The sequence below is a fragment of the Bradyrhizobium sp. Pha-3 genome (assembly GCF_042258325.1).
Taxonomy (GTDB): domain Bacteria; phylum Pseudomonadota; class Alphaproteobacteria; order Rhizobiales; family Xanthobacteraceae; genus Bradyrhizobium; species Bradyrhizobium elkanii.
Genome location: NZ_CP170151.1, coordinates 5,817,333 through 5,832,200, shown reverse-complemented (window position 1 = coordinate 5,832,200; position 14,868 = coordinate 5,817,333). Strand labels below are relative to the sequence as shown.

General features: G+C 65.7%; 17 protein-coding genes. 5 read left to right on the top strand and 12 right to left on the bottom strand.

Features of this window, described 5'->3' with window-relative positions; translation table 11 throughout:
- Window positions 1-5 precede the first annotated feature (5 nt).
- The gene (gene rpe, locus ACE10X_RS27715; RefSeq protein WP_028339914.1) at window positions 6-707 is read right to left on the bottom strand and encodes a ribulose-phosphate 3-epimerase; all 702 of its coding nucleotides are present in this window, start codon (window positions 705-707) and stop codon (window positions 6-8) included.
- A gap of 252 nt (window positions 708-959) precedes the next feature.
- On the opposite strand from rpe, the gene ACE10X_RS27710 reads away from it, so the two are divergent.
- Window positions 960-1,757: an EF-hand domain-containing protein gene (locus ACE10X_RS27710; RefSeq protein ID WP_038385899.1), complete on the top strand. Its 798-nt coding sequence runs from the start codon at window positions 960-962 to the stop codon at window positions 1,755-1,757.
- Between the two features lie 136 nt (window positions 1,758-1,893).
- On the opposite strand, the gene ACE10X_RS27705 is transcribed toward ACE10X_RS27710, so the two are convergent.
- The 7 genes from ACE10X_RS27705 to ACE10X_RS27675 form a co-directional block, all read right to left on the bottom strand.
- Window positions 1,894-2,889 carry a P1 family peptidase gene (locus ACE10X_RS27705; RefSeq protein ID WP_304557775.1) on the bottom strand — a complete coding sequence of 332 codons (996 nt, stop codon included), beginning with the start codon at window positions 2,887-2,889 and terminating at the stop codon, window positions 1,894-1,896.
- Between the two features lie 172 nt (window positions 2,890-3,061).
- On the bottom strand, window positions 3,062-4,180 hold the full coding sequence (locus ACE10X_RS27700) for a branched-chain amino acid ABC transporter substrate-binding protein (protein ID WP_375763131.1): 1,119 nt from the start codon (window positions 4,178-4,180) through the stop codon (window positions 3,062-3,064).
- Window positions 4,181-4,347: 167 nt separating this feature from the next.
- The gene (locus ACE10X_RS27695) at window positions 4,348-5,082 is read right to left on the bottom strand and encodes an ABC transporter ATP-binding protein (RefSeq protein ID WP_038385896.1); all 735 of its coding nucleotides are present in this window, start codon (window positions 5,080-5,082) and stop codon (window positions 4,348-4,350) included.
- Window positions 5,079-5,600 carry an endonuclease domain-containing protein gene (locus ACE10X_RS27690; protein WP_375763130.1) on the bottom strand — a complete coding sequence of 174 codons (522 nt, stop codon included), beginning with the start codon at window positions 5,598-5,600 and terminating at the stop codon, window positions 5,079-5,081. The genes ACE10X_RS27695 and ACE10X_RS27690 overlap by 4 nt, the downstream gene beginning before the upstream one ends.
- Window positions 5,600-6,433 (bottom strand): ABC transporter ATP-binding protein, encoded by an 834-nt coding sequence (locus ACE10X_RS27685; RefSeq protein WP_038388272.1) that lies wholly within the window; start codon window positions 6,431-6,433, stop codon window positions 5,600-5,602. The genes ACE10X_RS27690 and ACE10X_RS27685 overlap by 1 nt, the downstream gene beginning before the upstream one ends.
- Window positions 6,430-7,755 carry a high-affinity branched-chain amino acid ABC transporter permease LivM gene (livM, locus tag ACE10X_RS27680; protein ID WP_028339920.1) on the bottom strand — a complete coding sequence of 442 codons (1,326 nt, stop codon included), beginning with the start codon at window positions 7,753-7,755 and terminating at the stop codon, window positions 6,430-6,432. The genes ACE10X_RS27685 and livM overlap by 4 nt, the downstream gene beginning before the upstream one ends.
- Before the next feature lie 10 nt (window positions 7,756-7,765).
- The gene (locus tag ACE10X_RS27675; RefSeq protein WP_028336793.1) at window positions 7,766-8,683 is read right to left on the bottom strand and encodes a branched-chain amino acid ABC transporter permease; all 918 of its coding nucleotides are present in this window, start codon (window positions 8,681-8,683) and stop codon (window positions 7,766-7,768) included.
- A 369-nt stretch (window positions 8,684-9,052) separates the two neighbouring features.
- Between ACE10X_RS27675 and ACE10X_RS27670 the strand changes: the two genes are divergently transcribed.
- Window positions 9,053-9,199, top strand: coding sequence for a hypothetical protein (locus ACE10X_RS27670; protein ID WP_162832451.1), 147 nt, complete (start codon window positions 9,053-9,055; stop codon window positions 9,197-9,199).
- A gap of 81 nt (window positions 9,200-9,280) precedes the next feature.
- On the opposite strand, the gene ACE10X_RS27665 is transcribed toward ACE10X_RS27670, so the two are convergent.
- Window positions 9,281-10,039 carry a hypothetical protein gene (locus ACE10X_RS27665; protein ID WP_038388275.1) on the bottom strand — a complete coding sequence of 253 codons (759 nt, stop codon included), beginning with the start codon at window positions 10,037-10,039 and terminating at the stop codon, window positions 9,281-9,283.
- A 190-nt stretch (window positions 10,040-10,229) separates the two neighbouring features.
- On the opposite strand from ACE10X_RS27665, the gene ACE10X_RS27660 reads away from it, so the two are divergent.
- On the top strand, window positions 10,230-10,757 hold the full coding sequence (locus ACE10X_RS27660; RefSeq protein WP_038388276.1) for a hypothetical protein: 528 nt from the start codon (window positions 10,230-10,232) through the stop codon (window positions 10,755-10,757).
- Here ACE10X_RS27660 and ACE10X_RS27655 read toward each other — a convergent pair.
- From ACE10X_RS27655 to ACE10X_RS27645, 3 genes are all read right to left on the bottom strand, one after another.
- Window positions 10,737-11,129: a carboxymuconolactone decarboxylase family protein gene (locus ACE10X_RS27655; RefSeq protein ID WP_038388277.1), complete on the bottom strand. Its 393-nt coding sequence runs from the start codon at window positions 11,127-11,129 to the stop codon at window positions 10,737-10,739. The two genes, ACE10X_RS27660 and ACE10X_RS27655, sit on opposite strands and share 21 nt — an antisense overlap.
- A gap of 142 nt (window positions 11,130-11,271) precedes the next feature.
- Window positions 11,272-12,054 (bottom strand): 3-oxoadipate enol-lactonase, encoded by a 783-nt coding sequence (pcaD, locus tag ACE10X_RS27650; protein ID WP_375764614.1) that lies wholly within the window; start codon window positions 12,052-12,054, stop codon window positions 11,272-11,274.
- A gap of 83 nt (window positions 12,055-12,137) precedes the next feature.
- The gene (locus ACE10X_RS27645) at window positions 12,138-13,493 is read right to left on the bottom strand and encodes a 3-carboxy-cis,cis-muconate cycloisomerase (RefSeq protein ID WP_375763129.1); all 1,356 of its coding nucleotides are present in this window, start codon (window positions 13,491-13,493) and stop codon (window positions 12,138-12,140) included.
- Window positions 13,494-13,703: 210 nt separating this feature from the next.
- On the opposite strand from ACE10X_RS27645, the gene ACE10X_RS27640 reads away from it, so the two are divergent.
- Together ACE10X_RS27640 and ACE10X_RS27635 are read left to right on the top strand one after the other, a co-directional pair.
- A complete protein-coding gene (locus ACE10X_RS27640) occupies window positions 13,704-14,150 on the top strand; it encodes a carbon monoxide dehydrogenase subunit G (RefSeq protein WP_375763128.1) in 447 nt (148 codons plus the stop codon).
- 168 nt (window positions 14,151-14,318) lie between these two features.
- Window positions 14,319-14,804 carry a (2Fe-2S)-binding protein gene (locus ACE10X_RS27635; RefSeq protein ID WP_038388279.1) on the top strand — a complete coding sequence of 162 codons (486 nt, stop codon included), beginning with the start codon at window positions 14,319-14,321 and terminating at the stop codon, window positions 14,802-14,804.
- Window positions 14,805-14,868: the final 64 nt, after the last annotated feature.

Sequence of the window (14,868 nt, the reverse complement as noted above, 5' to 3'; positions counted from 1 at the left end):
GACAATCAGATCGCTTCGCCGCGAGCTTCGGCCGCCGCATGGCGGATCGCGGCGATGTTGGTCTTGTAGGCCTCGACGGTGCCGCCCTTGAACACGGCGGACCCAGCGACGAAGGCGTTCGCGCCGGCGGCGGCGAGCTGGCCCGCGACGTCGGGCGCAACGCCGCCGTCGACCTCGATGTCGATCGGGCGGCCCGCGACCATCGCCCTGACGTCGCTGATCTTGCCGATCGCCGAGCGGATGAAGGCCTGGCCGCCGAAGCCGGGATTGACCGACATGACCAGCACGAGGTCGATCAGGTCGAGCACATATTCGATCGCGCTCGCCGGCGTTGCCGGATTGAGCGAGACGCCGGCCTTCTTGCCGAGCGCGCGGATTGCCTGCAACGAGCGGTGCAAATGCGGGCCGGCCTCGGCATGCACCGTGATGTGGTCGCAGCCCGCCTTGGCGAACGCCTCCAGGTAGGGGTCGCAGGGCGAAATCATCAGGTGGGCGTCGAAGATCTTCTTGGTGTGCGGCCGCATCGCCTTGATGACGTCGGGGCCATAGGAAATGTTCGGCACAAAGTGTCCGTCCATCACGTCGAGATGGATCCAGTCGGCACCGGCCTGGTCGACGGCGCGGACCTCCTCGCCGAGCTTTGAGAAATCCGACGCCAGGATCGACGGAGCGATAACGAGGGGACGCGGGGTGAATGACTGAGTCATGTCAGCTGTTCCGGAAGACTTCAGGGGGCGACGGGTGAGTCCGCCTAACATGCGGACGCGTGGCGGGCAATGCGAGCGGACGGCGCTCCGGGACCGGAAAATTCTTCCGCCGGCGGCAGCTCTTGCCGGGTGCGCGGAACCCGTTTCGACGCGGGGACGCCTGGTTTTACTGGGTTTTTGCCATGGCACGCCCCTTGCTCAGCCACTGACCAGCGTTTGAGCCGCCAGGCGCGGCCCTGTTGGAGTATTGCCATGCTGTTCGCCCTTGGCGCTGCGTCGTCGGCCATTGACCTCTTGAGCTCGCTGATGTCGTCGAAGTCGACGACCCAGACCGGCAGCTCCGGTCAGGGGAGTCAGACCTCCGGCCTGTTCGCCCCTTCGACCGGTACCTCGACGTCGACCGGCAGCAGCACCGGCGCCGGCTCGGGCAGCGGCTCCGCGCAGATTTCACCGCTGACGATGGGCGCGCTGATTTCCGCGCAAAGCCAGTCCCAGACCGCGGTTTCAAACAGCCCGACGGCGGCCAGCCGGTCGGATGCGCTCAAGGACCTGTTCTCGCAGATCGATGCCGACGGCAACGGCAAGATCACCCAGTCCGAATTCGAGAACGCGCTCGGCGCCGGCGGCACCAACACGGCGCAGGCCGACGACGTGTTCTCCAAGCTCGACAGCAATGGCGACGGTAGTGTCAGCCTCGACGAGATGTCCCAGGCATCGCAGGGCCACAAGGGCGGCGGCCATCATCGCCATCACATGGCCAGTGGCTCGACCGATGGATCCGGCTCCGGCAGCGGCGCGGGCGGATCGGGCTCCGATCCATTGATGCAGGCGCTGGACGGCGCGACCTCGACATCGGTGACCAACAGCGACGGCTCGACCACCACAACGACGACCTATGCCGACGGCTCGAAGGTGGCGATGACGACGCCGGCCGCGTCCTCCGCGACCCTCAACGCGGCCTCGTCCTACAATATCGTCGAGCAGCTGATCCAGCGCCAAGCGAAGGCGATCTCCGCGCAGAACTTCGCTGCGATTTCGGTCAGCGCGTAGCTCGACACACTTGGCATCGAATAGAGCAGGCTGCCTCTGCTTCGCCTCGCCCCGCGTGCGGGGAGAGGCCGGAACGCATCGCTAGATGCGTTCCGGGTGAGGGGGATTCTCCGCGAGCGCGTCGCTTCAACTCGAACTAACCGAACCGGTCCAGCCAGCTCGGCAGCGCGCCGGCGAATGGCAGCGCGGTCGCCGAATGGACGCCGCGGGCGATGGCGCGCGCCACCGTGTTGGCGGCGAGCGCACCGAGCTTGGTGAGGCCGAACAACGGATCGATCGGCTTGGCGCCGGTCGCGGCGGCAAACACCACGTCGCCGTCGAGCGGGGCGTGCACCGGATAGATCGCGCGCGCCATGCCGGTCTGCGCGATCATCGCAAGCCGCCGCGCCTGTGGCTTCGTCAGCTGCGCATCGGTCACCACGACGACGAGGGTGGTGTTCTCGGCGGCGCTGGCGTCGGCGCCGCCCTTCAGCCGCGCCTTCAGCATGTCCGGCGTGAACGCGGGCGGCAGGCCGCGCCCGCCGAACTCGCCGTCGACCTCGAACGGCGCCGCCCAGAACCAGGGGCCGCTGCCGACCGTGACGCTGCCGACCGCGTTGACCACCGCGAGCGCCGCCACTTTCACGCCGTCGTCGGTTGCTGCCGACGCCGAACCGAGGCCGCCCTTCAGATTGGCCGTGGTTGCGCCCATGCCGGCGCCGACGCTGCCGAGCTCGAAGGCATCAGAGGCCGCATTGGCCGCCGCGTAGCCGAGATCGCGATAGGGCGGAAAGCGTCCCCACGCCTTGTTGCCGCCGTTGAGCAGGTCGAAGCAGATCGCGCCCGGCACGATCGGGATCACCGCGTCGCGGATGCGGAAGCCACGGCCGCGCTCGGCGAGCCAGGCCTGCACGCCGCCGGCGGCATCGAGCCCGTGCGCCGAGCCGCCGGACAGCGCGATGGCGTCGATTGCCTCGACGACGTTGTGCGGCGAAAGCAGCGCTTCCTCGCGGGTGCCGGGACCGCCGCCGCGGACATCGATCGAGGCGACCGCCGGCCGCTCGAACAGGATGGCGGTGACACCGGAGGCGACCGTGGGATCGTCGGCATGGCCGACGGCAACGCCGGCAATATCGGTGAGAAGGTTTTTCACGATGGGTCCATCCGCCTGCTGTCCGATCGATCCGGTATAGCAGCCGCGACGGATGCATCAACCGTCCGGCACGGGGCGGGCGGAGACGTGCGGTAAGACTTGCAGGCATCAGGTCAAAAAAACGCCCCGGCGGACCGGGGCGTTCTCTGTGATCAGATCGGATGCGAGAGGCTCAGGAGCCCTTCGGATTGATCTCGGTGTAGTTGCCCTTGGCGTCCCACTTGTAGACGACGTAATCGATCGCCTTGATGTCGCCCTTGGCGTCGAAGGCCATCTTGCCGAGCACGGTGTCCCACTCGCCGGCCTTGATGGTGTCCATCACCTTCTTGGCGTCGGTCGAGCCGGCCTTGGCGACGGCCTGCGTCCAGACCTGCATCGCGGCGTAGGTGTAGAGCGTGTAGCCCTCGGGATCGATGTTCTTGGCCTTGAACTTCTCGACGATCGCCTTCGCGGTCGGCTTGTTGCGCGGGTCCGGGCCGAAGGTGAACAGCGTGCCTTCGGCGGCGGGGCCGGTGATCGAGGCGAACTCCTTGTCGTTCATGGCATCGCCCGCCATCAGCACGGTCTGCAGGCCCTGGTCGCGCATCTGGCGCAGGATCAGGCCGGCTTCCTGATGGTAGCCGCCGACATAGACCAGATCGATGTTGTCGCGCTTCAGGCGGGAGACGATCGAGTTGAAGTCCTTGTCGCCCTTGTTGTAGGACTCGAACATCTTCTCCTGGAAGCCGGCTTTGTTCAGCGCCTTCTTGGTCTCGTCGGCGAGGCCTTTGCCGTAGGTGGTCTTGTCGTTCAGGATCGCGACGTTCTTGCCCTTGTAGTTCTTCATGATGTAGTCGGCGGCGACCAGGCCCTGCTGGTCGTCACGGCCGCAGACGCGCGCCACGTTCCAGAGCTTGCGCTCGGTGAACAGCGGGTTGGTCGAGGCCGGGGTGATCTGCAGCACGTTGGCGTCGGCATAGGCCTCGGAGGCCGGGATCGAGGACGACGAGCAGAAATGGCCGGCCACGAACGGGATCTTCGAAGAGCCGATCTTTTCCGCGATCGAGCGCGCCTGCTTCGGATCGCAGGCGTCGTCGTCGGCTTCCAGCGCGAGCTTCTTGCCGAGCACGCCGCCGGCGGCGTTGATGTCGGCGACCGCCTGCTCGGCGCCGTTCTTCATCTGCCGGCCGAAAGCGGATTCGGAGCCCGTCATCGGGCCCGCGACTGCGATGGTGATGTCTTGCGCGAACGCGCTCGCCGAGAATGCGAACGAAGCGCCCAATGCCAGGCCGATGAGATTCAGTGATTTCATGAGACGTCCCTCGTGGTCGTTGCCTCTTGCGGGAGGGGCCCGGCACGCCGGGCCCCAAAACCGCGGGCATTCTCAGCTGATTTCGCGGCGAAGTCACCGGCAATTTTCAGGCAAATCGACGCTGCATCCGCCGCGTCTTGCTTGCGGCGGCGGCACGGAACGTCAAGCTAGCCGCGGCGGCCGCCTTCCAGATAGGCGGCGCGGATTTCCGGGCGCTGCAGCAATTCGGCGCCGGTTCCGGCCAGCGTGATCAGGCCGTTGACCATGACATAGCCGCGATGGGCGAGCTTCAGCGCATGGTTGGCGTTCTGCTCCACGATCAGCACGGTGAGGCCGTCCTGCCGGTTCAGCGTGCGGATGGCGTCGAAGATCTGGCGCGCGATCAGCGGCGCGAGCCCGAGCGAGGGCTCGTCCAGCATCAACAGCCGCGGCCGGCTCATCAGGGCGCGGCCGATCGCCAGCATCTGCTGCTCGCCGCCCGACAGCGTGCCGCCGCGTTGTGCGACGCGTTCCTTCAGGCGCGGGAACAGCGCGAACACCCGCTCCAGCCCGGCTGCGCGCTCGGCCTCGCTGCATTCGGTGGCATCGGCGCCCATCTGCAGGTTTTCCGCGACGCTCATGCGCGGAAAGATCCGCCGGCCCTCCGGCGATTGCGCGATGCGCAGCCGCGCGATGTCGTGGGTCGGCACGCCGGTGATGTCACGGCCGTCGAATTCGATGGCGCCGGCGCGGGCGCGCGGTCTGCCGAAGATCGTCATCATCAGCGTCGACTTGCCGGCGCCGTTGGCGCCGATCAGAGCGACGATCTCCCCGCGATTGATCTCGATATCGACGCCCTTCAACGCCTCGATCTTGCCATACGCCGCGCGCACGCCGCGCACCGCGAGCAGGGGCTGAGTCATGGCTCGTTCCCCTTCTCGGCCAACACGGCGGTGTCGGTTCTCCCTCCCCCTGAAAGGGGGAGGGTTGGGGTGGGGGTTGTCGCCGCTTGCGCCAATCTCTCCATGTGCGTGACCAAGTCGCTCAGCACGCCCTCCAAATTCGACAGCACGTCGTTGTTCCAGTAGCGGACAACGGTCACGCCTTTCTCAGCGAGCCATTGCGTTCTGCGGTCGTCGGCCTGCTTGCGCTGCTCGGCGTGCTGTCCGCCATCTACCTCGACGGCGAGATGCAGGCGCGAGCAGTAGAAGTCGAGGGTGTACGGGCCGATCGGGTGCTGCTTGCGGAAAGAGAAGCCGTTGAGTTGATCGCGACGCAACGCACGCCAGAGGCAGGCTTCCGCATCGGTCATGTTTGCGCGGAGAGACCGCGCCCGTGCCGTCATATCTTTCGTGCGGGAAAAGCGTGACCCCCACCCGCCCGCTTCGCGGTCGACCTCCCCCTTGCAGGGGGAGGTGGGGGGCTTGCCGGCTGCGCTCATCACGTGCCGCTCTCCATCACGGCGATCGCCTCTTCCTCGTCGGCGCCGAGATAGGCGGCGATCACCTTGGGATCGTCGCGCACCGTCTGCGGCGGGCCTTCGGCGATCTTGACGCCGTAATCCATGACCACGACGTGATCGGAGATCTCCATCACGACCGACATGTCGTGCTCGATCAGGAGGATCGAGGTGCCCTGTTCGTTGCGGATCGACAGCAGCAGTTCGTTGAGCCCGCCGCTCTCGCGCGCGTTCAGTCCGGCCGCCGGCTCGTCGAGACAGAGCAGCGCAGGTTCAGTGCACATCGCGCGCGCGATCTCGAGCCTGCGCTGGTCGCCATAGGGCAGGTTGCCCGCGGCATCGTCGGCGCGGTCGAGCAGGCCGACGCGCGCGAGCCAGGTCCGCGCCAGATCGATGGCGCGCTGCTCGGCCTCGCGCCAGGACGGCAGGCCGAGCAGTCCGAGCAGGGTCAGGCCCGAGGCGCGCATCAGCGCGTTGTGCTGGGCGACCATCAGATTTTCCAGCGCCGTCATGCCGGGAAACAGCCGGATGTTCTGGAAGGTGCGCGCCACCTTGGCCTGCTTGGAGATGCGGAAATCGTTCAGCCGCTCGAGCTGGATGGTGCGGCCGTCGTCATGGGCGAGGCGGATCGCGCCCCCGCTCGGCCGGTAGAACCCGGTGATGCAGTTGAACACGGTGGTCTTGCCGGCGCCGTTCGGTCCGATCAGCGCGGTGATCTTGCGCCGCTCGGCCGCAAAGGACAGCTCGTTGACCGCGACGATGCCGCCGAAGCGCATCATCAGGCGGTCGACGGTGAGGATGTGGTCGCCGCTCATCCGTGGCCCTCCTTGACGAGGTCGGACGAGATCGCCTGGTTGCGTTCCAGGAACACGGTCGGCGAGCGATGGCCGATCAGCCCGCGCGGCCGCCAGATCATCAGCAGCACCATCGCCATGCCGAACACCAGCATGCGGTATTGATCGAGGCCGCGGAACAGCTCGAAGCCGCCGATCATGGTCAGCGCGGCGAGCGCCACGCCAAGCTGCGAGCCCATGCCGCCGAGCACGACGATCGCCAGCACCAGCGCCGATTCCTGGAAGGTGAAGGATTCCGGGCTGATGAAGCCCTGCCGCGTGGCGAAGAACGCGCCGGCGAGGCCCCCGAACATCGCACCGGTCGCGAACGCCGTCAGCTTGGTCGTCGTGGTGTTGATGCCGAGCGCGCGGCAGGCGACCTCGTCCTCGCGCAGCGCCTCCCAGGCGCGGCCGATCGGCAGCCGCCGCAACCGGATCGTCACCCAGTTGGTGATCAGCGCCATCGCCAGGATCAGATAGAACAGGAAGACGAGGCGGTGGGTCGGCGAGAATTCGATGCCGAGCTTGGCGGCGAGCCCGTCATCACCCGCCGTCAGCGGAATGCCGAACATGGTCGGCCGGGGAATTCCCGAGACGCCGTTGGGCCCGCCGGTCAGGCTCTGCCAGTTGATGATGACGAGGCGGATGATCTCGCCGAAGGCGAGCGTCACGATCGCAAGATAGTCGCCGCGCAGCCGCAGCACCGGGAAGCCGAGCAGCACGCCCCAGAACGCCGCCAGGATGCCGGCAAGCGGCAGGCAGACCCAGAACGACAATCCGAAATTGGTCGCAAGCAGCGCGTAGGAATAGGCACCGACCGCGTAGAAGGCGACATAGCCGAGGTCGAGCAGGCCGGCGAGGCCGACCACGACGTTCAATCCCCATCCCAGCATCACATAGGTCAGGACCAGGATCGACAGGTCGAGAATGTAGCGCTGGTTGTAGAAGATGACAGGGACGAGAAAGGTGAACACCAGGAGCGCCGGCGCCAGCCAGCGGCCGGCGAACGACATCGCCGATTGCACCGGCTTCGGCACGACGCGGTCCTTGTCGACCGGTCCCCACCATTGCCGCAGCAACTCGACGACGATGCTGCCGCCGAACACCGCGCCGACGAGGGCTGCGAGGTCGCCGAACCGCGTCCAGTAGATCAGGCCGCCCTGCGGCCCGGCCTCGGTGCGAATGCCGATCATCAGCGAGAACAGAACCAGCGCGACAAGGGCGCTGATCAGGGCTTTCTTGAGAATGAAGGCGCTGCCCGAGGGCTGCGCGGCGTGCGAGGGGCGGGCTGAGGTCGCGCTCACGAAGTGCCTGTCAGACTTTTTCGACTTCGGGACGGCCAAGCAGGCCGGTCGGCATGAAGATCAGCACCACGATCAGGATCGAGAACGCAGCGACGTCCTTGTACTCCACCGAGAAATAGGCCGACCAGAACGTCTCGATCAGGCCGATCGCGAGCCCGCCGAGCATCGCGCCCGGCAGCGAGCCGATGCCGCCGAGCACGGCGGCGGTGAACGCCTTGATGCCGGCGACGAAGCCCATGAAGAAATCGACCAGGCCGTAATACAAGAGATACATCATGCCTGCGACCGCGGCGAGCGCGGCGCCGATCACGAAGGTCATCGAGATGGTGCGGTCGACGTCGACGCCGAGCAGCGCGGCCATGGTCTGGTCCTGCTCGCAGGCGCGCATGTCGCGTCCGAGCCGGGTGCGCGAGACCAGCCAGGTGAACAGTGCCAGCACGACGATGGTGGCCAGCACGACCATGATCTGGATGTTGGAGAGCTGCACGGCGAAGCCCGCCGGGCCTTCGTGCAGCGTGTAGCCGCCGGTGATGATCGGCGGCACCGGCTTCACGCGCGCGCCCTGCGACACCTGCGAGAAATTGGTCAGCACGAATGACATGCCGATCGCCGACAGCATCGGCGCCAGGCGGAACGAATGCCTTAAGGGCCGGTAGGCGATGCGCTCGATGGTCCAGCCATAGAGCGCGGTGATCGCCATCGAGACCAGCAGCACGATCAGCAGGATCAGGGGGATCGCGGTGAGGCCGAGCGACACCAGCACCAGGAACGAGATCAGCGCGATGAAGCCGCCGATCATGAAGATGTCGCCATGCGCGAAGTTGATCATGCCGACGATGCCGTAGACCATCGTGTAGCCGATGGCGATCAGGCCGTAGATCGAACCGAGCACGAGGCCGTTGATCAATTGCTGGGCGAAATAATCCATACGCTGCCGTTAGAGCCTGTTCGGTTGAGAACCGACCAGGCTCTCGTGTTGATCTGGACGCGCTTTCTTCACGCGAACCGGTTCCCACTTCGCTCGAAAACGCTACGTCGAGGGTGACGCGGCGAGGGCCCCGGCAGCCTGATCCGTCGCGTCGTGTCGTTTTCTAACAGTGGAACCCCGGCCGCGGCAACAGCGTGGCAGCAGCAGAAAGGGCTTGTACATAACTAGTTTGGCGGATGCGGTTCCGATGTCACAGGGCCGACATGGCCTTGCCTTGCAATGATCACGCCGGAACCCGTGTTCCCCGAGCAACCGCGCTTCCGATGCGCGCGTTGTCCCCAGCTTCATGAAAGCAAAGGGAGTAGCTGAATGAGCAACCCAAATCAGAATCCGGGACAGCCGAACCAGAACCCCAATCAGAAGCCCGGCCAGCAGCAGCAGGGCGGCGGCCAGAAGCCCGGCCAGCAACAGCAGGATCCGGGCCGGCAGGGCCAGAAGCCCAATCCGGAGCGCTAATTCGGACAATTGACCCGAACTAGCAGGGAGGCCTCGCCGAAAGGCGAGGCCTTCCTTGTTCGGGCTTAAATCCTGTCTTGTTCAGGCCAACTGGTCGGCGAAGCGGCCGCGGAAGGCGTACGAACCGAAATGCGTAAGCTCGCTTCGAAGGTCGAGCCAGATTTCGCCGCCGAGATCGATCCAGCGCCGGCAGAACGCGTAATCTTCGGACAAATACTCGCCGGTCGTCTTGTCGATCATGCATTCGAACAGCGACACGCGGTCGAGGTCGGCGCGAACCAGGTCGCCGGTGTTCAAGTCGTTGCTCTTGTGTTTCGCACGATATTTGAGTTCGGGATGGGCGTCGCACAGCCTGACGAGGGCGGATCGCTTCATCATGAGAAAGCCGGTTCCGGCATATCGGACCTTGGCGAAGCCGTCGCCGCGCGCCGTGATCTGGTCGCCCTCCCATGTGACGACATAGTCCAGCGAGGATGACGCGAGGTTCTTGCGCTTGGCCTCCGCAGCCCGCTGCACCTTGGCCCAATCGATGTGCTTGAGCGGATAGGCCGCGGCCGAAACGTCAGGGCCGCAATCCAGCAGCCGGAACACGGACTCGGGTTCGAACCCGATATCGGAATCGATGAACAGGAGATGGCTGGCGCCGGATGCAAGGAATTGGTGGGCCAGTTCGTTCCGGGCGCGCACGATCAGCGATTCGTTTCCGATCAGATGGAACTGGATGTCGATGCCCCGCGCAGTGGCCGCAGCCTGAAGCTTCAGGGCGGACAACACATAGGCCATCTTCAGATCGCCGCCGTAGCAGGGCGTTGCGACGAAAACGCGCGTTCTTTCGGTCATTTTACCCCCTTATCCCGGCTGGCGCCGATCTCGCGCAGATCCCGGCCGGGCCGATCGCATCGATCCGGAACCATCGCATCGCGCTTAACCTTAACAAAGGGTTTAAATTGCTGCCGGCAATTGATCGGCGTTAGCTCGCGCCCTGAATCGTCGCCGATCGGATAAGGCGCGGGAAGCACGGGAAGCGGCAATGTCGAACAACTGGCGGATCAGCTCCTTCAACGGCGCGCTGCTTGCGGCCTATTTCATTCCGGTCTGGACCATCATCGCCTTCAGCATCATGGTGTCGCCGATCCACGGCCTCTATGAGCGGCCGAGCGTGTCGATCGCGTTCTATGCCAGCGACTATCTGCACCTCGGCAAGATGGCGACGGTGCGGCTCGCATGGCTGCTCGCGCTGGCGCGGATCACCGTGGTGGCGTTCTTCGCGGTCTTCCTCGCGATGGCCGCGTTCTCGCCGCTGCGCAAGAACAGCAGCGGCGCCGACGAGGCGCTCGCGGTGGCGCTCTGCCTCGGCAGCGTGCTGAGCTTCGCCAGCATGATGATCGCTTCCAAGGTCGGCGAGGTCGAAGCGCTGCGCATGCATGCGGCCGAGCTCCTGATGCTGCTCGGCACCGCGATCGTGATGTTGTTCGAGACCTCGCCGAAGCGGGCCGTCGAGGCGCCCGTCGTCGAGGCGGGCGCGCCTGCGAGCGAGCTATCCCTTCAGCAACCCTAGCTCGGCAATGATCGCGCCGGCTTCCCTGACGGCGTGATTGGCCGCAGGCACGCCGCAATAGATCGCCTGCTGCAGCAGGATCTCCTTGATGTCCTCGGGCGTGAAGCCGCCTTCGGCGAGCGCCGCGCGCACATGCAGGCGGAATTCGTCCCACTGGCCGAGCGCGACCATGGTGCCGATCACCAGTACGCGGCGGGTGCGGTGATCGAAATGCGGCCGGGTCCAGATGTCGCCCCACGCATAGCGCGTGATCAGGTCCTGGAAGTCGGTGTTGAACGCGTTGCGGTTCTTGATCGACTTGTCGACCCATTCATTGCCGAGCACCTTGCGGCGCTGCGTCATGCCGTCGTCGCGGCGCTGATTGTCGTCCATGGATGTCTCCTCATGAAAATCGTAGCCCGGATGGAGCGCAGCGCAATCCGGGGGTTTCATCGTCTGCCGAAGACTTGTCCCGGATTTCGCTTCGCTGCATCCGGGCTACGCAGTCCCTGCGTTGCAACAACGCTCTTCGTTGTTAGCGCTGCGTCAGGAAGCCGACCACGGCTTCGGTGAAGGCGTGCGACTGCTCGACATTGGAAATATGCGCGGCATCGAGCAGCGTCATGCTGGCGCCGGGAATGCCGCTGCGGATCATCTCACCCGCCGACACCGGTGTTGCCATGTCCTGCTTGCCCGCGATCACCAGGGTCGGGCTCTTGATCCTGGGCAGCAGCGCGCGCTGGTCGAGTGTCGACAGTGCCTCGCAGCAGGCGAGATAGCCTTCGACCGGCGAGGCAACCAGCATCGCCTTCATGCGCGCCGCGGTCTCCGGCTCGCGCTCGCGGAAATCGGCGGTCAGCCAGCCCGCGATCACGGTGTCGGCAACGGCGGCGATGCCGCCTTCCTTCACCGCCTTGATGCGATTCAGCCAGTTGGTCGGATCAGGATAGTAGCAGGCGGTGTTGGCGAGGATGATCTTGCCGAATCTTTCAGGCGCGTTGGCGCCGAGCCACTGTCCGACCATGCCGCCCATCGACAGCCCGCACCAATGCACCTTCTCGATGTTGAGATCGTCGAGGATCGCCAGCACGTCGCGGCCGAACCGCTCCATCGAGTAGGGGCGCGCCGACACGCCGGATTTGCCGTGACCGCGGCGGTCGTAGCGGATGACGCGGAACAGCTGCGTCAGTGCCTGCATCTGCGGCTCCCACATCTGCAAGGTGCAGCCGAGCGAGTTCGACAGCATCAAGGTCGGTCCGCCGTCGCGGCCGTCCACCTGGACGTAGAGCAGGCACCCGTCGGCGTTGATCATCGGCATCGTCTTGTCCCTCTCGTCATGCGCCTGCCGGGTCATCTGCGCGAAGACGCGCTTCGCGCTTTTGTCCGGCAATGACATCGTCGCTATTTGTCATCCAGTGAAGCCAGCAGGCGGTCGATCAGCGCTTGCGAGGCGCCCTGATAGGCCATCGGCTCGAACAATTCCGCGATTCGTTTCGCGTCGAGATGTGCGGTGACCTTGGCATCCGCCGACAGCACCTCGCGCAGATGTTTCTTCTCCGCGACCGCGCGCTTGCTGGCGGCTTCGATCAGATGATGGGCGTCGCTCTTGCCGATCTTGTCGGCCAGCGCAAAGGTGACGGCTTCCGCCATGATCAACCCATGGGTCGCATCGAGATTGCTGCGCATCCGCGCCGCATCGACCTCGAGCCCCTCGGCGAGATCGACGATGGCGGCAAGGGCGCCCGAGGTCACCAGCATCAGGCCGGGGAAGGTCGGCCATTCCGCATGCCACGGACCGGCGCTGCGCTCATGGTCCTGCACCTGCGCGGCGAAGATCGTGGCGGCGAGGTTCGGCGCCATGGTCGCAGCCCCCAGCGCGCTCGCGGCAGCGACCGGATTGCGCTTGTGCGGCATGGTGGAGGAGCCGCCACGACCGGCGCCCGCCGGCTCGAACGCCTCGCCGACATCGGTCTGCATCATCAGCGACACGTCGCGCGCGATCTTGCCGCAGCTGCCGGCGAGGATCGCGAACACCGACGCGGCCTCGGCGATGCGGTCGCGATGGGTATGCCAGGGCGCATCCGGCAGCGGCAGATCGAGCTCTCGCGCAAGGGCGGCGGCGACCGTGAGGCCCTTGTCGCCAAGCGCGGCGAGCGTCCCGGCAGCACCGCCGAATTGCAGCGCCAGCGTCTCGCGGCGCAGGCGCAGCAGCCGCTTGCGGGAGCGATGCAGCGCCGCGGCATATTCGGCGAGCTTGAGGCCGAACGGCATCGGCAGGGCGTGCTGCAGCCAGGTCCGCGCCACCACGGCGGTGTCGCGATGGGCGCGCGCAAGCTTGGCGAAGCCGGCAACGGCGCGGTCGAGGTCGGCCAGCAGCGCGTCGATCCCCGCGCGCAGCGACAGCATGGTCGCGGTGTCGATGACGTCCTGGCTGGTCGCGCCCCAATGCACGTAGCGCGCCGCCTCGGCATCCGCCTTGGCGACGTTGGCGGTCAGGGCCTTCACCAGCGGGATCGCCAGATTGCCGGACCGCGTCGCGGCGTCGGCCAGCGCGGCCAGGTCGAACGATTCGGCCTTGCAGGCCGCGCCGATCGGTCCCGCACCAGCTGCGGGAATCACCCCGCAGGCCACCTCGGCGCGGGCCAGCGCGGCCTCGAAATCCAGCATGTTCTGCAGCGTGGCGGCGTCGTCGCACACCGCGCGCATCGCGGCGCTCGACAGCATCGGCGCGAGCAGGGGAGAGAGGGCTGTGCTCATGGCCGGCGACCTAACCATTCCCGCGCGTCCCTGCCAATGCCCCGGGGCTGCCTGCATTTTCAACAACGCGGATTGCGCGATTTCGTGAACAATGGGCTTGGCTTGCTGCGGTTGCGAATATGCATCGCTCATCCTCCGAAGGTGCCCTTTCCTTTGCGCCCCGGCTGCTTTACTTGGGGGAAAAGGTTCTAGCGATCGAGGAGATCCCCCATGGCCATGACAATGACCGGCGAAGTCCAGCTTGCAGCGCCGCGCCAGGCTGTGTGGGACAAGCTCAACGATCCCGAAGTGTTGAAGGCCTGCATTCCCGGCTGCGAAGAGCTGGAGAAGACCGACGACCACGGCTTCCGCGCCACCGCCAAGATGAAGGTCGGCCCGGTCTCCGCCCGCTTCAAGGGCAAGGTCACATTGAGCGATCTCGACCCGCCGAACGGCTACAAGATCTCCGGCGAAGGCGAGGGCGGGGTGGCAGGCTTTGCCAAGGGCGGCGCCACCGTTGGCCTAGCCGACAAGGATGGCGGCACGCTTCTGAGCTACAATGTGGAGGCGCAGATCGGCGGCAAGCTCGCCCAGCTCGGCCAGCGCCTGATCAACGGCGCCGCGAAGAAGCTGGCCGATGAATTCTTTGCAAATTTCGCCAAGGCGGTGCAGGGTTAGCTCCGCCTTTCGGCTGGATTATTCAGGTCCGGCCATGTCTTGCCGTTATGTCCTGGATGGGTGGCTCGAAAGGTTGCCCATCGCGGGGCGCGCCCATATTATGCCGTCTGGAATGATTTAAAACCGCCTGCTTCGCCGATATGCGGTGGCGCAGATAAGAGAGTGCTGATGGCCAAGATTTCAATGATCGTGAACGGCAACCCCGTGAACGCGAATGTCGACCCCCGTACCCTTCTGGTCCAGTTTCTGCGCGAAAACCTGCGGCTGACCGGCACCCATGTCGGCTGCGACACCTCGCAGTGCGGCGCCTGCGTCGTGCATCTGGACGGCAAGGCGGTGAAGTCCTGCACGACGCTTGCGGTGATGGCCGACGGTCATGAGGTCAAGACCATTGAGGGGCTGGCGGCCGATGGCGCGCCGCTGCATCCGATGCAGGAGGCCTTCCGCGAGCATCACGGCCTGCAGTGTGGCTTCTGCACGCCGGGCATGATCATGACCGCGGTCGACCTGGTCCATCGCAGGGGCCACGAGCTCTCCGACGAGGTGATCCGCGAGGAGCTGGAAGGCAATCTGTGCCGCTGCACCGGCTACCAGAACATCGTCGCTTCGATCGCCGCCGGCGCCAAGGCGATGGCCAAATCGGACCTCGCTTAGGGCATGATCCGGAAAAGTGTGAAGCGGTTTTCCGAAAAGATCATGCCCCAGTAAATATCGCGAT

Excerpts from the sequence above, each read along its gene's own strand:
- rpe (WP_028339914.1), bottom strand. The coding sequence starts at position 707 with ATGACTCAGTCATTCACCCCGCGTCCCCTCGTTATCGCTCCGTCGATC.
- ACE10X_RS27710 (WP_038385899.1), top strand. The coding sequence starts at position 960 with ATGCTGTTCGCCCTTGGCGCTGCGTCGTCGGCCATTGACCTCTTGAGC.
- ACE10X_RS27700 (WP_375763131.1), bottom strand. The coding sequence starts at position 4,180 with ATGAAATCACTGAATCTCATCGGCCTGGCATTGGGCGCTTCGTTCGCA.
- ACE10X_RS27695 (WP_038385896.1), bottom strand. The coding sequence starts at position 5,082 with ATGACTCAGCCCCTGCTCGCGGTGCGCGGCGTGCGCGCGGCGTATGGC.
- ACE10X_RS27690 (WP_375763130.1), bottom strand. The coding sequence starts at position 5,600 with ATGAGCGCAGCCGGCAAGCCCCCCACCTCCCCCTGCAAGGGGGAGGTC.
- ACE10X_RS27685 (WP_038388272.1), bottom strand. The coding sequence starts at position 6,433 with ATGAGCGGCGACCACATCCTCACCGTCGACCGCCTGATGATGCGCTTC.
- ACE10X_RS27675 (WP_028336793.1), bottom strand. The coding sequence starts at position 8,683 with ATGGATTATTTCGCCCAGCAATTGATCAACGGCCTCGTGCTCGGTTCG.
- ACE10X_RS27670 (WP_162832451.1), top strand. The coding sequence starts at position 9,053 with ATGAGCAACCCAAATCAGAATCCGGGACAGCCGAACCAGAACCCCAAT.
- ACE10X_RS27665 (WP_038388275.1), bottom strand. The coding sequence starts at position 10,039 with ATGACCGAAAGAACGCGCGTTTTCGTCGCAACGCCCTGCTACGGCGGC.
- ACE10X_RS27660 (WP_038388276.1), top strand. The coding sequence starts at position 10,230 with ATGTCGAACAACTGGCGGATCAGCTCCTTCAACGGCGCGCTGCTTGCG.
- ACE10X_RS27655 (WP_038388277.1), bottom strand. The coding sequence starts at position 11,129 with ATGGACGACAATCAGCGCCGCGACGACGGCATGACGCAGCGCCGCAAG.
- pcaD (WP_375764614.1), bottom strand. The coding sequence starts at position 12,054 with ATGCCGATGATCAACGCCGACGGGTGCCTGCTCTACGTCCAGGTGGAC.
- ACE10X_RS27645 (WP_375763129.1), bottom strand. The coding sequence starts at position 13,493 with ATGAGCACAGCCCTCTCTCCCCTGCTCGCGCCGATGCTGTCGAGCGCC.
- ACE10X_RS27640 (WP_375763128.1), top strand. The coding sequence starts at position 13,704 with ATGGCCATGACAATGACCGGCGAAGTCCAGCTTGCAGCGCCGCGCCAG.
- ACE10X_RS27635 (WP_038388279.1), top strand. The coding sequence starts at position 14,319 with ATGGCCAAGATTTCAATGATCGTGAACGGCAACCCCGTGAACGCGAAT.